At 72.4% G+C, this 18,830-nt stretch carries 20 protein-coding genes; 11 read left to right on the top strand and 9 right to left on the bottom strand.

Going from position 1 to position 18,830, the window contains the following annotated elements; all coding sequences use genetic code 11:
• Window positions 1-165 precede the first annotated feature (165 nt).
• Window positions 166-1,173 (top strand): hypothetical protein, encoded by a 1,008-nt coding sequence (locus ACZ6J5_RS33915; RefSeq protein ID WP_469397781.1) that lies wholly within the window; start codon window positions 166-168, stop codon window positions 1,171-1,173.
• Here the strand turns inward: ACZ6J5_RS33915 and ACZ6J5_RS33910 are convergent.
• A complete protein-coding gene (locus tag ACZ6J5_RS33910) occupies window positions 1,113-1,484 on the bottom strand; it encodes a hypothetical protein (RefSeq protein ID WP_469397780.1) in 372 nt (123 codons plus the stop codon). The genes ACZ6J5_RS33915 and ACZ6J5_RS33910 overlap by 61 nt on opposite strands.
• 7 nt (window positions 1,485-1,491) lie before the next feature.
• Between ACZ6J5_RS33910 and ACZ6J5_RS33905 the strand changes: the two genes are divergently transcribed.
• Window positions 1,492-1,614, top strand: a complete 123-nt coding sequence (locus ACZ6J5_RS33905) for a hypothetical protein (RefSeq protein ID WP_469397779.1) — start codon at window positions 1,492-1,494, stop codon at window positions 1,612-1,614.
• Between the two features lie 389 nt (window positions 1,615-2,003).
• Complete coding sequence (gene fxsT, locus ACZ6J5_RS33900) at window positions 2,004-4,934, top strand: FxSxx-COOH system tetratricopeptide repeat protein (protein ID WP_469397778.1); 2,931 nt, start codon at window positions 2,004-2,006, stop codon at window positions 4,932-4,934.
• Window positions 4,935-5,439: 505 nt separating this feature from the next.
• Here fxsT and ACZ6J5_RS33895 read toward each other — a convergent pair.
• The 4 genes from ACZ6J5_RS33895 to ACZ6J5_RS33880 all read right to left on the bottom strand — a co-directional run bounded on the left by ACZ6J5_RS33895 (window position 5,440) and on the right by ACZ6J5_RS33880 (window position 10,729).
• The gene (locus ACZ6J5_RS33895) at window positions 5,440-5,718 is read right to left on the bottom strand and encodes a beta-Ig-H3/fasciclin (protein ID WP_469397777.1); all 279 of its coding nucleotides are present in this window, start codon (window positions 5,716-5,718) and stop codon (window positions 5,440-5,442) included.
• Between the two features lie 497 nt (window positions 5,719-6,215).
• The gene (locus ACZ6J5_RS33890) at window positions 6,216-6,905 is read right to left on the bottom strand and encodes a DciA family protein (RefSeq protein WP_469397776.1); all 690 of its coding nucleotides are present in this window, start codon (window positions 6,903-6,905) and stop codon (window positions 6,216-6,218) included.
• Window positions 6,902-9,520: a hypothetical protein gene (locus tag ACZ6J5_RS33885; RefSeq protein ID WP_469397775.1), complete on the bottom strand. Its 2,619-nt coding sequence runs from the start codon at window positions 9,518-9,520 to the stop codon at window positions 6,902-6,904. Before ACZ6J5_RS33885 ends, ACZ6J5_RS33890 begins: the two co-directional genes overlap by 4 nt.
• Before the next feature lie 942 nt (window positions 9,521-10,462).
• On the bottom strand, window positions 10,463-10,729 hold the full coding sequence (locus ACZ6J5_RS33880; RefSeq protein WP_071892994.1) for a helix-turn-helix transcriptional regulator: 267 nt from the start codon (window positions 10,727-10,729) through the stop codon (window positions 10,463-10,465).
• A 114-nt stretch (window positions 10,730-10,843) separates the two neighbouring features.
• On the opposite strand from ACZ6J5_RS33880, the gene ACZ6J5_RS33875 reads away from it, so the two are divergent.
• Together ACZ6J5_RS33875 and ACZ6J5_RS33870 are read left to right on the top strand one after the other, a co-directional pair.
• Entirely contained in the window at window positions 10,844-11,494 is a 651-nt protein-coding gene (locus tag ACZ6J5_RS33875) for an HAD family hydrolase (protein ID WP_469397774.1), read from the top strand.
• A 4-nt stretch (window positions 11,495-11,498) separates the two neighbouring features.
• Window positions 11,499-12,338, top strand: coding sequence for a DUF1932 domain-containing protein (locus tag ACZ6J5_RS33870; RefSeq protein ID WP_469397773.1), 840 nt, complete (start codon window positions 11,499-11,501; stop codon window positions 12,336-12,338).
• 7 nt (window positions 12,339-12,345) lie between these two features.
• On the opposite strand, the gene ACZ6J5_RS33865 is transcribed toward ACZ6J5_RS33870, so the two are convergent.
• The 4 genes from ACZ6J5_RS33865 to ACZ6J5_RS33850 form a co-directional block, all read right to left on the bottom strand.
• A complete protein-coding gene (locus ACZ6J5_RS33865; protein ID WP_469397772.1) occupies window positions 12,346-12,915 on the bottom strand; it encodes a phosphotransferase-like protein in 570 nt (189 codons plus the stop codon).
• Complete coding sequence (locus tag ACZ6J5_RS33860) at window positions 12,912-13,949, bottom strand: P-loop nucleotide/nucleoside kinase family protein (RefSeq protein WP_469397771.1); 1,038 nt, start codon at window positions 13,947-13,949, stop codon at window positions 12,912-12,914. Before ACZ6J5_RS33860 ends, ACZ6J5_RS33865 begins: the two co-directional genes overlap by 4 nt.
• A 174-nt stretch (window positions 13,950-14,123) precedes the next feature.
• Window positions 14,124-14,705 (bottom strand): P-loop nucleotide/nucleoside kinase family protein, encoded by a 582-nt coding sequence (locus ACZ6J5_RS33855; RefSeq protein ID WP_469397770.1) that lies wholly within the window; start codon window positions 14,703-14,705, stop codon window positions 14,124-14,126.
• Window positions 14,702-15,460, bottom strand: a complete 759-nt coding sequence (locus tag ACZ6J5_RS33850) for a GntR family transcriptional regulator (protein WP_469397769.1) — start codon at window positions 15,458-15,460, stop codon at window positions 14,702-14,704. Before ACZ6J5_RS33850 ends, ACZ6J5_RS33855 begins: the two co-directional genes overlap by 4 nt.
• A gap of 337 nt (window positions 15,461-15,797) precedes the next feature.
• Between ACZ6J5_RS33850 and ACZ6J5_RS33845 the strand changes: the two genes are divergently transcribed.
• From ACZ6J5_RS33845 to ACZ6J5_RS33820, 6 genes are all read left to right on the top strand, one after another.
• Window positions 15,798-16,685 carry a hypothetical protein gene (locus ACZ6J5_RS33845; protein WP_469397768.1) on the top strand — a complete coding sequence of 296 codons (888 nt, stop codon included), beginning with the start codon at window positions 15,798-15,800 and terminating at the stop codon, window positions 16,683-16,685.
• Between the two features lie 107 nt (window positions 16,686-16,792).
• Entirely contained in the window at window positions 16,793-17,218 is a 426-nt protein-coding gene (locus tag ACZ6J5_RS33840; protein ID WP_469397767.1) for a hypothetical protein, read from the top strand.
• A gap of 159 nt (window positions 17,219-17,377) precedes the next feature.
• Window positions 17,378-17,749 (top strand): hypothetical protein, encoded by a 372-nt coding sequence (locus ACZ6J5_RS33835; protein WP_469397766.1) that lies wholly within the window; start codon window positions 17,378-17,380, stop codon window positions 17,747-17,749.
• Window positions 17,746-18,066: a WhiB family transcriptional regulator gene (locus ACZ6J5_RS33830; RefSeq protein ID WP_469397765.1), complete on the top strand. Its 321-nt coding sequence runs from the start codon at window positions 17,746-17,748 to the stop codon at window positions 18,064-18,066. The genes ACZ6J5_RS33835 and ACZ6J5_RS33830 overlap by 4 nt, the downstream gene beginning before the upstream one ends.
• Window positions 18,063-18,245 carry a hypothetical protein gene (locus tag ACZ6J5_RS33825; RefSeq protein ID WP_469397764.1) on the top strand — a complete coding sequence of 61 codons (183 nt, stop codon included), beginning with the start codon at window positions 18,063-18,065 and terminating at the stop codon, window positions 18,243-18,245. The genes ACZ6J5_RS33830 and ACZ6J5_RS33825 overlap by 4 nt, the downstream gene beginning before the upstream one ends.
• A gap of 179 nt (window positions 18,246-18,424) precedes the next feature.
• Complete coding sequence (locus ACZ6J5_RS33820; protein WP_469397763.1) at window positions 18,425-18,757, top strand: hypothetical protein; 333 nt, start codon at window positions 18,425-18,427, stop codon at window positions 18,755-18,757.
• The last annotated feature ends 73 nt before the right edge of the window (window positions 18,758-18,830 follow it).

Raw genomic sequence — 18,830 nt, 5'->3', positions numbered from 1 at the left:
CACCCTCGCGGACGACGAGCGGACCCATCCGCGAACCGGGCTGATCGTTTCCAGTCCCTGCTGGAGATCTTTGAGACAGGCCTCCCGGTACCGGCATCCTGATGCCCCACTCCACCCCACACTACGCACTGGTATGGATCAATTACTTTGCGAAGTGGGGGAGTTGTGGCGCGCGCCGATGTGAGAGAGACCAGGAGAGCGCTGGAGGAGGGGCTCGCGGCCCTGGACGTCCGTGTCGACGCGACGCGGCGCGAGGTCGTCGGCGCGCTGGAGGAACGCGTCCGGGGCCTGCACGAGGGCCAGCGTGAAACCCGGGACCACGTCCGGAGCATGTCGGACCACCTGGCCCGCGCCGACCGCTCCATGCCCGGCCTGCACCAGGACGTCGCCACCCTGACGGGCCTGGTACGGGGTCTGCACACCGAACTGGAGAACATCGCCGACCGCCTCCGCACCCCGGCGCCGGCGCAGGGCGACGGCGAACAGCTGGCCTCCCCGGAACAGGCCGCCGTCCCGCCCGGAGCGCTCCAGCCCCCGTCCCCGGCCGGCGTCCAGCCCGACGCCACCGACACCGGTACCGCCCCAGAGCCGACCGCATGCACCGCCACACCGCAGGGAGCCGCCGTGACCACCGAACCCACTCCCGGCGAGCAGCCCTCGCGGGAGGACAACGACCAGGCCCTCAAGCGGGCCGTCGAGGCCGCGTACCGCGGCGCCCCGGCCGGCCGGCCCGCCCCGGCTCCGCAGCCCCCGGCGGCCGAGCCGGAGGACCCGCTGGTCGCCCACGGCGTGCTGCTGCTGCGGGCCGCCGGTGTCGCCCTGGCCGAGGTCATCGCCCACCGCCACACCTGGGAATGGCTCGCCGTACTCGCCGCCGGCCACGACCACTTCCGCACCCCGCCCGCCATCGACGACCTGCCCGACGGCCGCATCAGGACCACCATCTCCGGCCGCTCCCTGATCGCCCTGCTCATCGTGCTGTGGGACACCCAGAACGAAGCCGGCCTCGGCGGCGACTGGGCCCTGGCCTCCACCGCCTACCAGCGGGCCGCCACCGCCCTGACCGGCCTCACCAGGCAGGGCACCACGATCCGCATCGTCCTCGACGACGGCTACGACGAAGACGACGCGGAAGACGACGAGGACGAAGGACCGGCCGCCCGGCGCCGCTGAGCACCCACATTCCGGGCAGCGCCCGTCCGGGTCTGCGCCTGCGCGGCGGCCTCGGTCGCGGCGCGCTGGGCGTCGTCGCTGTCGGGCACGGCCCTGAACCATGGCTTCGCGAGCTCGGTCGCGAACGCCTTGCGGGCCTCAGCCTGAGCCTCTTCGCTGCGGCCGAGCATCACCAGGGCCTCGTGCCGGTACTCCGCGGCCGCGCTCTCGGCGGTCACGAACACGTTGTGCGCGGCGACGTCATCGAGGACGCCCGGGCCGACTGCTTCCAAGGCGGTCAGGTCAGTGATCTGCTGGAACTGGGTCCACACGGCGGCGATGGTGTCCTCGATTGCCGTACGGACCTCGGCGGCGACGGCCGCGACCGCGACCTGGTCGCTCAGGTTGGCCGACCAGGTCGCGGCGAGGAGACCGGCCTCGCTGATCAGGACCTCGGTCTGACGCCGGTGGTCACATGCTTCGCACAGCCCGGCCGACCGCGGCTCATCCCGTTCCCTTGCTGGAGGAGGACCGAGCCTTGCTGTCCTGCGCCGCGCGCGCAGCCTTGGCGCTCGACACCGACGTCCCGCCGCGGTTCCTCTGCCCCGGCGATGCTTGTTGCGGGAGAGGCGATGTCAGAGGCCGAGGGCCATCCGCAGGGAGTAGTTCCGGTCTTGCTCTGCCTTGGCAGCAGGTGTGCCGAAGGTCCTGCAGGCGGGTGCGGGGTCCGGCGATGATGAGGTTCTTCATGGGGGCGGGTCGGTGTGGAGGGGGAGCTGGTGGGTGGTCGGGGTGTGCGTCGGGGGTCGTACGTCGCGGGTGGTGGTGCGGTGGCGGCGGTGGCCTTGGCGGTGGTCACGAATTACGTCACCGCGACGGTGCCGGGCTGGGCGAGCAACCCGTGGTGGGTGTGGGGGGTGTTCGGTGGCCTCGCCCTGACGGCGGTGGTGCTGCAGTTGTGGGGGCGGCGTCTGGACGCGGCCGAGGGCGTGCCTGCGGGCCGGCCGGTGGCGGTGGGCAGGATCGTCGCTGGCGGTGCCGCGCCGCTCGGCCCGCCCGTCGTGCACCACCCGGTCCGGGGCCGCGAGGAGGTGCTCGCCGGGCTGGAGGCGATGCTCGGCATCAGGCGCGGACGCTGGTGGCGGCGGACAGGGCCGTCCCGCTCGCGGGCCGGGTTCGCCGTGCTCGCCGGAGCGGGGGGCCTGGGCAAGACGACGGTCTCCGCCACGCTCGCCGACCGTGCCCGCGCGTCCGGTCTGCCGGTGTTCTGGGTGCCCTGGCTCGGCGAGACGGACTTGGCCGAGCGGATGGTGCAGATCGCCGTCGCCTGTGGTCTGCCCGAGGACATCCTGGAGGCCGCGCGAGCCGGGCGGGTCAGCCTCGCCGACACCGTCTGGAACCACCTCGCCCAGGCAGGACAGTGCCTGATCGTCGTCGACAACCTCGATGACCCTGGCAGCTTCAGCCGGCAGAGCGGGCCGGTGCACGAGTACCGCGGGTGGATCCGTCCATGGAGCACCGGTCTGCTGCTGGTCACGAGCAGGGTCACCGACCCCGCCGTCTGGGGCAGCGGCGCCGAGCTCATCAAACTGGCCCCGCTCGAAGAAGCCGACGGCGCCCAGGTCCTCCTCGACGGTGCACCCGCCGCCGGGACCCTGGACGAGGCCCGGTACCTCGCCGACCGCCTCGGCGGACTTCCACTCGCCCTGAACACCGCCGCCCTCTACCTCGCCGCCCCCGGCAGCCGCCACCGCACCTTCACCGCCTACCACCAAGCCCTGCGCGAGGAGCTCGGACTCCTCCTGGGCGCCCCCCACCCCCAAGGCCACAACCCCGACGTGGCACGCACCGTCGTCGCACACACCTGGGACCTCTCCCTCGACCAGCTCGCCACCGACGGCGTCACCCTGGCCCGCCCCGTGCTGAGGCTCCTCGCCCTGCTCGCCCCCGCCCCCGTTCCCCTCTCCTACCTCACCCCCGAACTCGTCTCCACGGCCTCGGGAGAGCCGGCCACCGTGCCCGCGGTCGAGGCGGCAGTCAACGGCCTGCACACCTACGGCCTCCTCGATGTCCCCACCACCCCCGACGGCCGCCCCATCCCGGGAGCCGTCGCCCTCCACCCCCTCATCCGCGAAATCACCGCCCACACCGTCAACGAAGCTGCCGATGCGGGAACATGGCACACAGCCCTCGCCCAGCGGATCGTCCAGGTCATCGACGGAACCCTCGCCAGCCTCGTCGACACCCCGGCTACCGACCCGGCCGACGTACGTCGGCTCGCACTCCACGCCATCGCCGTCGCCGGCCTGCCCGCCAACCACGACGACACCACCCTTCTCCAGCGCATGAACCAGCTGATGGAGCCGTTGCAGCAGCACCGAGCCGATGCCCAGAGCCTCGCCCTGGGCCAGCTCACGACGGAGACCGCCACACGAACCCTGGGCCCCGACCACCCCGACACCCTCGTCAGCCGCAACAACCTCGCCGCCGCACTCCACGGCCTTGGGCGGGTGCAGGAGGCGGCGGACCTCCACCAGCAAGTCCTCGACGCCCACGTCCGGGTCCTGGGCCCCGACCACCCCGGCACCCTCACCAGCAGTGGCAACCTGGCCGCCGCACTCCGTCGCCTTGGGCGGGTGCAGGAGGCGGCGGACCTCCACCAGCAAGTCCTCGACGCCCACGTCCGGGTCCTGGGCCCCGACCACCCCGACACCCTCACCAGCCGCAACAACCTCGGCACCGCACTACATGATCTTGGGCGGGTGCAGGAGGCGGCGGACCTCCACCAGCAGGTCCTCGACGCTCGCGTCCGGGTCTTGGGCCCCGACCACCCCGAAACCCTCGTCAGCCGCGACAACCTGGCCGCCGCACTCCGTCGCCTTGGGCGGGTGCAGGAGGCGGCGGACCTCCACCAGCAAGTCCTCGACGCCCACGTCCGGGTCCTGGGCCCCGACCACCCCGACACCTTCACCAGCAGTGGCAACCTCGCCACCGCATTCCACGGCCTTGGGCGGGTGCAGGAGGCGGCGGACCTCCACCAGCAGGTCCTCGACGCTCGCGTCCGGGTCTTGGGCCCCGACCACCCCGAAACCCTCGTCAGCCGCAACAACCTCGCCGCCGCACTCCACGGCCTTGGGCGGGTGCAGGAGGCGGCGAACCTCTACCAGCAGGTCCTCGACGCCCACGTCCGGGTCCTGGGCCCCGACCACCCCGACCATCCCGAAACCCTCACCAGCCGCAACAACCTCGCCACCGCACTCCATGATCTTGGGCGGGTGCAGGAGGCGGCGGACCTCCACCAGCAAGTCCTCGACGCTCGCATCCGGGTCCTGGGTCCCCAGCACCCCGAAACCCTCGCCAGCCGCAACAACCTCGCCACCGCACTCCATCACCTTGGGCGGGTGCAGGAGGCGGCGGACCTCCACCAGCAGGTCCTCGACGCCCACGTCCGGGTCCTGGGCCCCGACCACCCCGACACCCTCATCAGCAGTGGCAACCTCGCCACCGCACTCCTTGGCCTTGGGCGGGTGCAGGAGGCGGCGGACCTCCACCAGCAGGTCCTCGACGCCCACGTCCGGGTCCTGGGTCCCCAGCACCCCGACACCCTCACCAGCCGCAACAACCTCGCCACCGCACTCCTTGGCCTTGGGCGGGTGCAGGAGGCGGCGGACCTCCACCAGCAAGTCCTCGACGCTCGCATCCGGGTCCTGGGTCCCCAGCACCCCGAAACCCTCGCCAGCCGCAACAACCTCGCCACCGCACTCCACGGCCTGCGGCGGTGAGGACCCAGGCGGCAGACGTACGCCGTAGCGCTGGGTTGAGGCGACGATGGTTCGGGCACTAGAGGTGCCTGCCTGTCGCTGTGCCCGCCGTACGAGGCCGACCAAGGGGTATGGCCCGCCAGGCCCGGCATTCTGACGGTTACGAGCGCACGTCGCCGTACCCCGTACGGCCCGCCCCCAGGCGCCGGAAGGCCGACCGCGTCGTACGGTCACGGGACACCCCCAGGACGGGTGGGCACGAGGGCAGCCCCGCGTACTTCGCACGGCGCGGGGCCCCTTCGTAGGGGGCGGTACGACGCCTAGACCTCCTGACGGGCCGCCCCGCGAGTCGCGCCGCCCCTCGCCCGACGTCGACGGGCTGGTCCAGGCGGAGGTGAACCGGCCGCTTGCGCAGTGGGGCGTGATTGATCTTGGCGCTTCGTGCGAGGTGGACGCGCCGCTGCCCCACACCTGTACCCGCCGCCTGAGGAGGGGCGCGTGCCGCGTGGGGCAGCGGTCCTGGCCGCTAGCAGACCGCGGTCCGGTCGTAGGCGCCGGTCAGACCCTCGTAGGTGTAGTGCGCGTACCCGCCCCGAGCAGCCAGGGTGTAGCACTGGCTGTCCGGGGCGTACTGCACGACGACCTGTACCCGCATGGTCGTCGTGCAGGTGTTGGTCAGCCCCACGTAGAAGCCGTCCATCGTGTAGCCCACCACCCGCTTGACGCACGCCGGCGCCGTACCGCCCGCGGCGTAGGCGGGCGTCGTGGTAGCTCCGGCACCCAGGGCGGCCACAGCAGCGGCCACTACCGCGGCGGTCTTGGCAAAGCGCATCTCGAACTCCTCGTGTTGATCCGAAGTGGCACCGAGAACCTGGCACCGGCGAAAAGGGCCGGGCAAGAGAAATTCCTGTCCGGGACAGTTCCGGACAGGAACCCTCCGGGTCATCACCGATGAGCCAGCAGACCTTCATGCCGTACACCGGGGCACCGGGGGCGACGCCCAAGTGGCCCGTGTCCGCGCCGAACCTCACCGCCGTCACTCGCTCGGCGAGCTCGGCCGCGGCCGCGGCGGTTCGCGGACGACCCTCCGCACGGCGGCGCCGGTGCGCCGCCTCGGCTTCTTCGTCTCGGCGCTGCTCTGCCTGGCGAGCGAGGTCGACGCCGCTGAACTGCGCACGACGTCAAGCCAGCAGCTTCAAGGCCACCGGCTCGACGCCCATCAGGCGGGCGGGCGCAGCCGACCGGGAGCCGGTGTCACCCTGGACGCCCCGGAGGGCGGCAAGGCCGCTGGACGTGCCGGGGTCATGCGGCGGCGCTTTCGGCGCGGGTGCGGCGGATGGCGGCGTCGTGGACGGCGGAGGCGGGGGTGCGGGAGGAGTCGCTGTCAGCGGGTGCGGCGGGAGGCTGGTGGGTGGGGGCGACGGCGGTGCGGTGGGCTTCGAGGGCGAGGCGGTAGCCGGCCGACGCGGTCTCCCTGGTCTTCACCGGCCCGGCCGGGGCCGCGGCCGCGCCCGGGGAGGGCCGGTCGGTGGCCGGGGGCGGGGTGGTGTCGACGGCGCCGGGCGGCAGGACCCGCAGCGCCCGTACCGCCTGGGTGCCGACGTGGTCGTTGGCGGCGGCGATGATCCGGGCGGTCAGGAGGCGGAGCTGGGTCGCGTAGGCGGGCGAGTCGGGGCGCAGGTCGAGACGGCCGGTCTCGGAGTCGTAGCCGGTGGCCTGGACGTGGGCGGGCAGGGTCGGGGAGACGGCGGTGGCGATGTCGGGCCACTGGGCCAGGACGCTGCCGCCGGCGGCCGGGGCGGCCAGGCCGCGCTCCGTGATCATCATGCTGATCGCCGCACCGAGTCCGAGCGGCTCGCGGCCGTCCCGCCGCAGAGCCGTGCCGGTGCGGCGCTTCGCCTTCGTGACGCGGGCGCCGTTCTTCTTCGCCGCCTCCCGGGCCGCGGCGAGCGCCTGGCGGGCGAGGTCGACACCGGACAGCTCGGCGGTCATGCGATCACCGCCTCGGTGACGTGGCCGTCGACCGGGACGGCGGCGAGCTCGGGCAGGCGCTGCGTCCATGGCACCGGCCGGACCGGCCCGCGGCGGGCCTGGGCATGCAGCTGCTCCAGCCGTACGGCGAGCAGGTGGTCGGCCGTGCGGTTCTGCGCCTGCGCGGCGGCCTCGGTCGCGGCGCGCTGGGCGTCGTCGCTGTCGGGCACGGCCCGGAACCAGGGCTTGGCGAGCTCGGTTGCGAACGCCTTGCGGGCCTCGGCCTGCGCCTCCGTGCTGCGGCCGAGCATCACCAGGGCCTCGTGCCGGTACTCTGCGGCCGCGCTCTCGGCGGTCACGAACGCGTTGTGCGCGACGGCGTCGTCGACGGCGTCCGGGTCGGCTGCCTCCAGGGCCGCCGGGTCGGTGATCTCCTGGAACTGGGTCCACGCGGCAGCGATGGCGTCCTCGATGGCCGTACGGACCTCGGCGGTGACGGCCGCGATGGCGACCGGGTCGGTCGGGTCGGCCGACCAGGTCGCGGCGAGGAGACCGGCCTCGCCGATCAGGGCCTCGGTCTGGCGCCGGTGGTCGCACGCCTCGCACAGCCCGGCCGACCCCTCCCGGCCGCAGTCCGCGCACGCCACGGCCTGCCGGACCGCTGCCTCGACAGCCGCCCGCTCCCGCTCGGCAGCGGCCCGCTCCCCTGCCTCGGCACGGAACGCCGCGCGCCGCTCAGCCCGGTCCCGGGCCTCGGCCTGACGGGCCACCAGGTCGGCGGCCTCGGCCTCGGCGCGATGCCGCATTCGAGCCTCGATCTCCCGGTACCGCGCATCCTGACCCAGGCCGGCCAGCTCTTGGTCGACCTCGGCCGCGATCCGCACCCGCCACGCCCGGCGCGAGTGCCCGACGTTGGCGCAGTTGTCGCAGTCGGCCCCGGTGTCGATCCGGGCGCCGTCGTCGCACCGTACGTCCGAGCACGACGGCCGGCGCACCAGCCCGCGGTGGGTGATCCAGCCGTACGGGCGGGCGACCAGGGCCTCGCCGCCGGTCTCCTCGAGCCGGGACGTCAGCCGGGAAGCCAGCACGGACGGGGCCTGCCCCGACCACTCCAGCACCTGGCGCAGCTGGGCAAGTTCCGCCTTCGCGGCCTCCGCAACGTGGTCCTGCTGCCAGCGGTTCAGCTTCGTCCACAGCCAGGCCACCGGCGTCAGAGCCACCCGCAGGTCACCATCGGCGGGAAGCTCCGACCGCCCCTGCTGCTGCGTCTTTCGACCACCCACGACCGTCAGCCGGGCACCGGCACCAGCGGCAACGCCGCCCTCCCGCTCCTGCTCGTCGACGAGTGACTTGGTGGGCTTTTCACCGCGAAGCGGGCTGACCTCGGCCACCGGGCTCTCGGACTCGGCAACATCGGTCTCGCCGTTGACGGCCTGGTCCTCGCGCACGTACGCGCGGTCCGGCAGATCGCCGGACCCCCCACGGCCTTCGCCGGAAAAGCCATCAACGAGCGAGAGATCAACGACGGGAGTAACTACCGGTGTGTGGTCTGTGTGGAGCTCTGCACCATCGGGACGCACCGGATCAGCCGCCTCTTCGGCCTCCTGAGCACCCCCGATTCCAGACGTACCAAGGGCATCGGTGTCCTCGGCCGGACCAAGATCTCCGAACGCACCATCAGGACGCACCGAAAGCGAGGACTTCGGTTCCTGAACAGCCCCCATGGAGGACAAGCGGCGGCCGTAGGCGTAAGCAACCGGCAGGAGCATCACCCTGCCCTTGCCGCGCATCCGCGTCGCCGTATCCCGGTGCTTCCGAGCCACGACCCCGGCCTCCGTCAGCCGCGCGAGGACCTTCCGGGCCCCGGCCGGCGAACAGCCCAGCAGGCGCGCCAGCGTCGCCGCCCCGCGCCCCTCCTTCGCCCGCACCGACCCGCCGCACAGACGGAGCCAGCCCGAGGCCGGGGCGTTGAGCACCATCAGCAGCAGCCCGAGCCGGTCGGTCGCCGCCCCCTTGCCCGTACGGCCGGCCAGGATCCCCGGCGGCGTCGGCTCCTTGTCCTCCGGCGACCAGCCCGGCCCGAACAGGGCCTCGATCAGGCGCAGCAGCGTCGCCAGCTCGGCCTTCGACAGCACCAGAGGGCAGCGCGCCTCCTTGCTGCGGTGAGCACGCCACAGCGGCATGACCAGGCAGTCCAGCCCGACCGGGCGTCCTCGGTGGTCGGTCACCACCTGCGTGTGCAGCGCATCCGTGCCCCGCAAAGGAGGCAGCACCTTGTGGTGGACCGTGGACTCCTTCACGCCCAGCCACCGGCCCAGCTCCGGACCCCAGATGTAGGACTGCAGATCGTCCCCCCGGCCCTCCGGCGCCCGCGACTTCGCGTACAGCACCAGGACCCCCAGCTTCGCCGCGTCTTTCAACCCGGCGATCGACGGATCTGCCAGCAGCGCCTGGACCGCGGCGAGCAGCCGCAGCCGCATCTTTCGGCCCAGACGCAGCGGGTCATCCGAGCCACTCTCCCCCGGTCGCCCGGAAGCCGGCACCGACCGCAACGCGCGACGCGGCCGGGGAAGCCGGGGCGCGGCGATCGCATCGTCGTCGAGGTCGGGCACCGTCGCCGCCGTCGAAGCGCTCATCGAGCACCTCCGGCGAGTACGACGGAGGAAGCACGGGCGCGGAGAGCTGCCGGAGCGGACAGGGCGGTGCAGGTCATGGCCGTGGTGTACCGGCCAAAGCGGACACTCCCGCTGGGAGCGGGCCGGACGGAGGGCGCAGCAGCGCGAGCGGTGATCACCAGGGCACGATGACCCAGCCAGCCTGTGGACAGAGGCCGAGCACTGGCGGAGGCGCAGCCCTTGAACACCCGGGCGGACAGCGACGCCGTCGCGTCCACCCGGAGCGGGTGGACGCCGACGTCGATACCGCCCTGACCAGCAGTAACGGTGCGGCATCGAACTTCAGAACGATCAAGACAGAACGCTACAAAACGCCGCGCGAACCCGATGGGACCGGACACACCGGCAACCCGAACCGGGTTGAAACGGTCACCGCGGAGCTGACAAGGGACACCAATGTCGTGCACTATGAGAACGACCGCCTTTTGTATCGCCCGGCGTATCACCGGGTGTATGTCTCAGCAGATGGGCGGGGCGCCCCCTCCGTGAGGAGCGGGCACCGGACGAAGAACCAGAGGCGAGCCTTTCTCCTTGAGGTGATTCGGACGGGCGTTCCGAAGGTCCTTGCAGGGGCCGGCGGAACGGAGAAGCCACTTCGGTGGTGAAGCCGCTTCGGCGGTGCTGTGCAGAAGCCCCCTTGCCGGGGGGCCGCTGCGGTGGTGCGTGGTCCTTGCGGACCGGGTACTGCGGGTGAATTGCAAGACCCAGCTCGATGAGCTGGAGCCCAGAGCCGGGTGCGAACCGGGGGCTGGGCGGCCGACCTAATGGTCGGCATGGAGGGCCGCGCGAGGCCGAAGTGGATTGCCGTCCACTCATCTGGCGCGCGCGGCCGGTGGCGGCTACGTCACCCCGACCCCCTCGAAATCGAAGGCGGAGTCGGCGTACCCGAAACCGAGGCTGAGGTCAGTCCTCACGCGGACCCCCCTGAGCAACGGACGGGTGTTCCTTAGCCAGACCGCGGAGGAACTCCGCGTACCTTAGGCGGTTGCTGCGGTGGGGCTGCGTACGGCCGGCTTCCCATCCGACGACGGCGAGGCGCCTGACGCCGAGGGCCTCGGCGACTTCCTCCTGGGTCAGGTTCGCGGCGATGCGCAGCTGCCGGCGAATGTGCGGCGGGGGCAGCGTGTCAGCATCCACCAGGGCATCGTCTCGACGCAGCGGATCCGACATAGCACCCTCCATCTCACTTGACGTTCTCCGAAAACATACACCAAGTGATCTCGTTTCGGGAAGCAGCCGCAGCGCGAACTCAGCTCCGCCGCCAGCCGGGTAGGGTCCGTGTCCGTGACCCGCCTTGCGTTCTTCGACCTGGACAACACACTGGTCGACCGGCGGGCGGCGCTCAGCGACGCCCTGACCGCCCTGTGCCGATCCCGAGGGCTCTCCCCGGAAGCCGACCAGTGGCTGCGCGCCGAGCTGGCCGATCGCGCGACCGCCGAGGACTTCGCCCGGCTGCGCGACACCTTCGGTCTGGACGCGCCGGCTGCGGATCTGTGGCAGGAGTACGTCGACCTCATGGCGGCCACCGTCACCTGCCGCGCCGACGTCCTCGAGGGCCTGGCCCGCCTGCGCGCGACCGGATGGACGATCGGCATCGTCACCAACGGGGCCGGCGACATCCAGCGAGCCAAACTGGCTGCGACCGGCCTCGCCGACCTGGTCGATGGCGTCGCCGTCTCGGGCGACCTGGAGATCCGCAAGCCAGACTTGCGCCTCTTCGAACTCGCGGCTTCCCGCTGTGGAGTGAGCCTCGCGGACGGCGGCTGGATGGTCGGCGACAACGCGGCCGGGGACATCGGCGGAGGCCACCAGGCCGGGCTGCGCACCATCTGGCTGCGAGGCCGCCCTTGGCCCGACGGCCTCCTCGACGCGCACCACGTCGTCGACGACGTCACCGACGCCATCACCATCCTGCTCAACGAGACCTCGGAGTAGCACCGTGGACCAGCCGACCGTCGGCATCCTCCACCCCGGCAGCATGGGCGCCGCCGTCGCCGCCTGCGCCACGATCAACGCAGCCGCGGTCCTCTGGTGCGACACGGGGCGCAGCACCGCGTCGGCGGCGCGCGCCGCCCGGTTCGGCCTGACGCCGGTGGCCGAGCTGGCCGAGCTGCTGGACCGCAGCGACATCGTCATCAGCCTCTGCCCGCCCGCGGCTGCCGAGGACCTGGCCCGCGACATCGCCGCGCACCGCTTCGCCGGGGTGTACGTGGAGGCGAACGCCATCAATCCCGAGCGGGCACAGCGGATCGCCGCGCTGCTCGAACCGGACGCGACCGTCGTGGACGGCGGCGTGGTCGGCTCCCCGCCGGTCGGCGGCAAGACACCGACCTTGTACTTGTCCGGCCCGATCGGCGAGACCGAGCGCATCGAAGCGCTGTTCGCCGGCACCGCCGTCCGGACGGCGGTACTGGGTACGAAGGTGGGGCAGGCGTCCGCGCTGAAGCTGTCGTACGCCGCGTTCCAGAAGACGAGCCGAGTGCTGGTGGCGCTCGCGGTCGGCATGGCGCGCGAGCACGGCGTCGACCAGGAGCTCATCGAGGTCGCCTCCCGGCGCACCGACTCGTACCTCGCGGAACCGGAGTACGTGGCCAAAACGGCGGCGCGCGCCTGGCGCTGGGGCCCGGAACTGGAGGAGGCCGCCGACACGCTCGCGGCCGCCGGCCTTCCGCCGGAGATGCTGCGCGCGGCCGCGTCCACGCTGGCACGGTGGCATGAGGTCAAAGACGACAGCGAGCTCACGCTCACCGACGCCCTGGACCGACTCGCCCACCCGTAGCCCGCAGTCATGCCGACGCCGCCCCCGCTCGCTGCGCCAGCAGCTGGTCGATGAGTCGAGCCGCGTCCTGCGGGGCCGCCGCCGTGGTGTCCACGGTCAGGTCCCAGGGCGTATCCGGGTGTGCGTGCAGGTCTTCGCGGGTCGCATCCCACGCCGCCAGGCGCGCCGCGGTGTCGCTGTCGCCGCGCCCCGCCGACCGCTGCTCGGTCACCTCACGCGGGCACCACAGCAGCACCACCGACCAGTCGGCCGGGTAGCCGTCGACCAGCGCACGGATGCCGTCGATCTGACCGAGGTGCACCACGGGCACCCCGGCCGTGAGCGCCGCGTCGACGCCGGGCCGGTCGATCACGTAGGTGTTGCCGTACCTGGTGTTCGCATAGACGACGTCGCCCGCGGCCTCCAGCTCGTGCAACTGCTCCGCCGTACCCATCCGGTAGCCAGCCGACTTGCCGGACCCGACCTTGAGCCGGGCAAACTGCGCGTACCGCGAGTTCAGGCCGGTGAGCGCGGCGGTGACGGTGTCCTTGCCCGCCGCCGGCGGGCCGTACAGGATCACGCCCTGACGTCCGGTCACGAGTACATCGCCCCCATCGCCTGCCGGGCCTGGTCCGCGAGCGTCACCGCAGTGCCCAGCCGGTTGTCGACGACCAGGTGCGGCACTGCCGGGCGCAGTTCGAGGTCGATCGTGGCCATGTACTCATCCCACCGCTGGAGCTTCCACGCGTCCCGGGCCGCAGAGCGGAACCCGATGTACTCGCGCATCGACTCCTCATCGCACCGAACCCAGACCGGGAAGACGTCGACGCCCATGGACGCCGCTCTGTTGGAGAGCCGCTGCATCCAGGTCGAGTCCGTCATCTCCGCGATGAACGGGGCGCTGAGTACCGTGCTGATTCCGCAGCGGATGTTGGCCATGGCGGATTGCATGAGGCAGTCGTACTCCACCGAGCGGACCTGCTCCCGGTAGAGCTCCGTGTGCCGGTCGTTCGGGTCCCCACCCAGCGCGACCAGAAGACGTTCCACGAGCGGTCGGGTCAACGGGTCCTTATCGAGCAGCGGCCAGCCGGTGAGCTGGACGAAGAAGCGGGCGAGCTCGGTCTTGCCGCTCCCGGCGTATCCCCCGACCAGCAGCAGGACGGGGCGGTGCGGATCGCCGCCGGTGTGCCTGCGTTTCCAGGCATCGATGATGCGCTGCTGAAGACCGAGGTGATCAGCCTCGTCGCTGCCCGGGGCGATCCGGTGAATCGCCCGCTCAACAGCCAGGACGTGCGCGCCGTTGACCCGCTCGTCCGTCGGCGTGAGCTTGAAGGACGTCTCCTCGCCCGGCAGCGCGAACCTGAAGCCGAGATCGGGCTCGGTCGCACGGTAGAGGAGACAGTAGGCGCGCCGATAGTGCGGGCCGGGGTAGACCTCGCCCTGTTCGTGCTGCCAGAGGGTCTGCGGATTCGCCGCCGGGATGCCTTTGAGCTTGGCCTGCTCGGCGACGGCACGCAGACGCTCGCCAGCTCTCTCCAGGGTCAGGCCGTGGGCTTCCCGCTGCTCGCGCAGTCGGTCTGGCCTCCACCCCGATCGGTCCTTCCCCACCCTCTGGCCCTCCGTCATCGTCATGGCCGCGAGCCTAGGCTCGCGCCCCCAAAAACCATGTGTACGCGGATGTTGAAAGCCCGTGAATGAAAGTGCGCATGGGCTTCGACAAGCCGCTGTGATGTCCCCTGTCTGCGTCCGCCGGTGTGATGGCTCCCACAGGACGTTAGCGAACGCCAGGTACGGCGAGGGGAGGGATCAGTGTCGACCGCTTTCACTGGAGGGACGGGTGCGACGGAGCTCCGCCAGCAGGTTCTCCGGGTGACCGTCGTACACCATGTGCGGCTCGTCATCAGTCGGCGGGGAGAAGCGTCCCGCATGCCGAAGGAGGTCCTCCTCGCTGAACTCGATGGAGTTCGCGTCGATCAGCGATTGCTCGTTGCGCTTCCGGATCCGGCCCCAGCGCACCTCGTGCGGGAGCGGCAGGTAGATCAGGATGGGTTCACCGCCCGCCTTCACCACAGTCGCTGCCCACTGGGCCCGCTCCTCCGGAGTCCAGAAGCCGTGGTCGACCACGGCGTCGTGTCCGGCCGCCAGGAGCTCTTCGAGCTCAAGGGCGATGTCCTTGAGCACGGGTGCCTCCCTGATCCTGAACTCCCCGCGGGGGAAGTCCCGGCCGTAGTGGCCATAGCGGCGGAACATCTCCTCGTCGGGGCAGAGACGCCGGAAGCCGTCCGTCTCCAGGGCGCGGGCAAGGGTTGTCTTGCCCGCGCCTTGGAGGCCCGACATGAGGATCGCGCGAGGTGTGAGAACCGGGCGCCCGGCATTGCGGCGGGTCATCGCAGCACCTCAGATGTCGTCCGCCGGGTACGGCCGGGGGCGCCCAGGTCCACGCCGTACTCCAGCAGCTCGCCGTCGGCATCCAGGAAGCGCGCCGTGAGCACAAGGATCGCTGCGACCGTGTCGGGCTCCAGCTCTAGGAGCTCGAGGTCCTGGGCGGTGGCGATGCGCGCCGTCTCCTCATCAACACGCTGTACGACGTGGCGCCCAGTGGCTTCGGCGATGAGATCCAGCGACAGTCCGCCCTTGAGGCGCTCGCTGCGTGCGAGCGCGGGTAGCACCTCGGCGAACTCCGCCGGGATCCAGGACGTCGAGTGGGAGACGATCCCGTGAGTATCTCGGTAGACACGGCTTCGGCGAATCGCGTCCTCGCCAGGCTCGATGCCGAGTGCATCCGCGATGTCCTCGGGGGCCGGCGCCATACCCGCAGTGTGACCGGAGGACTTTTCCCCCACGCCCCACGACGACTTCGTCGTGGCGCTCCGATCGTGGCGCTCCGACCCGGATGCGAGCGGCACGGGGCGCGCCATGACCTCGGTGCCAACGCCCGGGATGCCGTTGACCAGCTTCTCGCCTCGCAGCAGCTTCATAGCGCGGTCGGCTGTTGCGGTGCTGACCTCCCACTGATCTGCCAGGGCGCGGATGCTGGGCAGCAGGTCGCCCGGCGCCAGCTCCCCGGAGCTGATGAGGTCGCGGTAGTGACCCGCGATGCGCGCGTATGGCGGCCGATTGTCGGCCCGCGGTTGCCCTGGCATGTCGCCTCGCCTCCTTCTCTTATATCTAGATGCCTCACTATACCGCTTGACACCTGAGGGTACCTGAGGCAACCTGAGGTATGTAAGACGGTGATCCCCCGGGAACACCGCGTAGTCGAGCCACCGCAGTTTCTGCAGCCTGTCTCTTCGGAGTCGGGCAGGTGGCCGGAGGCGGTAGCCAAGACCAAACCCCCCGGCTGGCAGGACTGCTTGTACAACCTCAGCGCTGATGTGCTGTCTATCCGCCAGGACGCGGGCCTCTGGCTCGTGGACCTGGCGGGTGGAGAGAGCATCCGCCCCCGCGTACACCCTCCCCTTCTCCTGCCGAGGAGTCGCCATGCCCGAGCTCGCCATGCCCACGGCCGCCAAGCGCCGGGGCCGCACCCGTACCTCCCGCGTCAGCCCCCTCGCCCCGATCGTCCTGTCGACCCTGTCGCCCGGTCACATCGACATGCGGCGGGGCGAGTCCACCCAGAAGCGCCGTATCTCGCTGGTCTGCCCGGCCTGCGACACCTGGGTGCCCCTGACCCCGAACCGCGGCACCTACCTGCTCAAGACGGTCCCGCACCACACCGGCCGGGCCGGCGTCGACGCCGCGATCCGCTGCGGCTCCAGCAACCGTCTCGTCGACGTCGACGTCAGCGCGGACACCTGGAGCCGCCAATACGAGGAGTGGGCGCGCGAGGAGCGCCTCGCGGTCGACGTGACCCGGCACCGCCGCGCCACCGTCCAGACCCTCAAGGTCGCCCGGCCCCAGGACCGTCCCGCCGACCGGCGCACCCAGTGGGAGCGCGCGATGCCCGCCGCCCGCCAGGCCGACGCCGCCCGTACGGTTCCGGCCGACGCGATCCCCACCACGCGCGGTCGGGCCGTCGACGGCCCCGCCGGCGCCCTGCCGGCTATGACCCCGCAGACCGCCGGAGACCGGCGCTCCGTACGTGCCCTGGCTGCTGGCACCCTGCATGTCCTGGCCGGCGCCGCCCCGGACCGTTCCGCGAGCGACGTCCTCGACGAGCACCTCGCCCGCGCCGCCTACACGCACCTGGCCACGCTCTTGCACCGCCCGCTGACACCGGCCGACCAGTCCAAGCACACGAAGCTGGTGGCCAAGATCCGGGCCGAGCTGCCCGCCCCGGCCCCGGGCGAGACCGCCGCCGCGTACACCGCCCGCTGCCGCAAGCCCCTCTTCGGCGCCCGCCGCCGCAAGCCCGCTCTCGCGGCCTGACCCGCACAACCGCCCCGGCCCCGGCCTCGGCTCCCGCACTGCGCGGGGGTCGGGGCTGGGGCCGTCTGCTCCCGTCCCTGCCCGCTCACCGCACCCTGGAGGTCCCGATGCCCGCCACCCTGACCCCGATGCCCCACCAGCCCAGCACCGGCGAGGCGTTCGACGCCGAGACGCTCGCGCTCCTGGACGAGCTCGACACCCCGCTCCTCGTCGACCTCGACGACGCGGAGGTCGACGCCGACGCCGTCTGGGGCACGCCGCTGGCGATGTACGAGCCGGCGGGCACCGTCCGGGAGCTGCGCCGGTACGCGGCCGCCGTCCTGATCGTCCCGCCCGACCGCCGCCAGGAGCTCGCCGTCGAGCATGGCGCCGCGATCGCCGCCCGCGTGGACGCCGGCCGCGACATCCTCGCGGCCGACCCGTCGATCACCGCGCTCGTCCGCGAGCGCCTGGTCGACGTCCTGCTCCCCTACGCCGACCGTCTGCGCCGGACGGTCCGCTCCGGGGCCCGCCCCGAGTACGCCGCCGCCTGACCCACCGGCCCCGGACGGACGCTCACGATCACCGGCCACCCCCTACTGCGCCGAGGGGGTGGCCGCTGGTCGTGGCCGGTCGTACGACCCGCCACCACGACGACAGCCCCCGGGGATGAGGCCCCCGAGGGCTGTCCAGGACCTTGAGTGGAGGACCTGATGCAGGTCAGCATGACACAGCTCCGCCCCCAGTTCACCGGCAAGTGCGGTGCCTGTGGCGGGACGTTCGAGTCCTGCCGCTGCACCGGCGGCATCACCCCCCGCATCCGCGCCGGGGTCATCGACGACATCGAGGACGCGGACAACCAGCGCGGGTACGAGCCCGACGACCTCACGGTGTTCCACCAGCTCGTCCGGCACCTCGTCGACGACGGTGACCAGCGCGCCCGCCTCGCGGGACGGCGGGCCCGCCGCACGCTCGCCGAGATGGCCGGCACCGGCCTGCCCGCCCAGGCCGCGGACGACGCCTGCCCGCTCTGCACCTACTGGAAGTGCCGCTGCGGCGGCGCCTCCCAGGCGGTGGCCCGATGAACCCTCACCTCGTCCGCACCGCCCACTCCCCCGCCACCCCCACGGAGGCCGCCACGGACTGGCGCCACCGCTCGGCCTGCCTGGACGAGGACCCCGACCTGTTCTTCCCGGCCGGCAGCATCGGCCCGGCCCTGCTGCAGATCGAGGAGGCCAAGACTGTCTGCGCCCGCTGCCCCGTCCGCGGAGCGTGCCTGCAGTGGGCGCTGGAGTCCGGTCAGGACTACGGCGTCTGGGGCGGGCTCAGCGAGGACGACCGCCGCCGGATGAAGCGCCGCGCCGCCGCCCGCGACCGGCAGAACAGGGGACGGGCGGCGTGACCCGGGCGCAGCACCCGCTGTACGTCCGGTACATGGCCGCGGTCGGCGAGTGGACCTCCCACTCCGCCCGCTGCGGCTGTACCCCGCAGGCGCCGTGCAGGACGGGAGCGCCGCTGATGGAGCGGTTCTCCCGTCTCCAGGACGCCTGGCATGCCCACCTCGCCCAGCAGCGCCGCTGAGCCCGCCCGGGCCGCCGGCGTGCTGGCGGTGCTCCCGCCTGCAGGGAGCACCGCCGAACTTTTTGCTCACCCCCGCCGCACGCGCGGGACCCGGCGGCCCGTCTGACGGGCCGCCGGCCTTTCGCCCTCCCCGGATCCGGGCATCGCCCCGGCTCGACCCCCTCGCCCTTGGAGGCGCCATGCGTACCATCCGCCGCGACGGCTGGACCGCCGCCGACTACGACTCCGAGCAGATCCTCCACCAGCTCGGGCACGCCGACGCCGCCGCCCGGGTCACCCGTGCCCGCCGCGCCCGCCCGCTCCGCCGGGCCTGGCGCACGCTCCGCGCCCGGCTCCACCGCCCCACCGCCACCGTCTCGACGTCGGCGGCGGGCATCGACTGGGACGCGGCCCGGGCGGCGGCCGACGCCGTCAACCGCGGTGACGGTGCCGAGGCCGACCGCATCGTCCAGGCCACCGCCGACCCCCGCGGCACCGCGTTCGCAGCGTTCCGCTTCGTCGGCGTCAAGTGACCCCTTCCTGCCTGTCGGTTGCCTCCTCCGCCCGTCCCGGCCCGTGTGCCGGTACGGGCGGAGCCGAGGGGAG

It is taken from the genome of Streptomyces sp. NPDC042100, from assembly GCF_055582325.1.
Note: the sequence above shows the minus strand (reverse complement) of the source record. Positions and strands in the feature narration are given on the sequence as shown.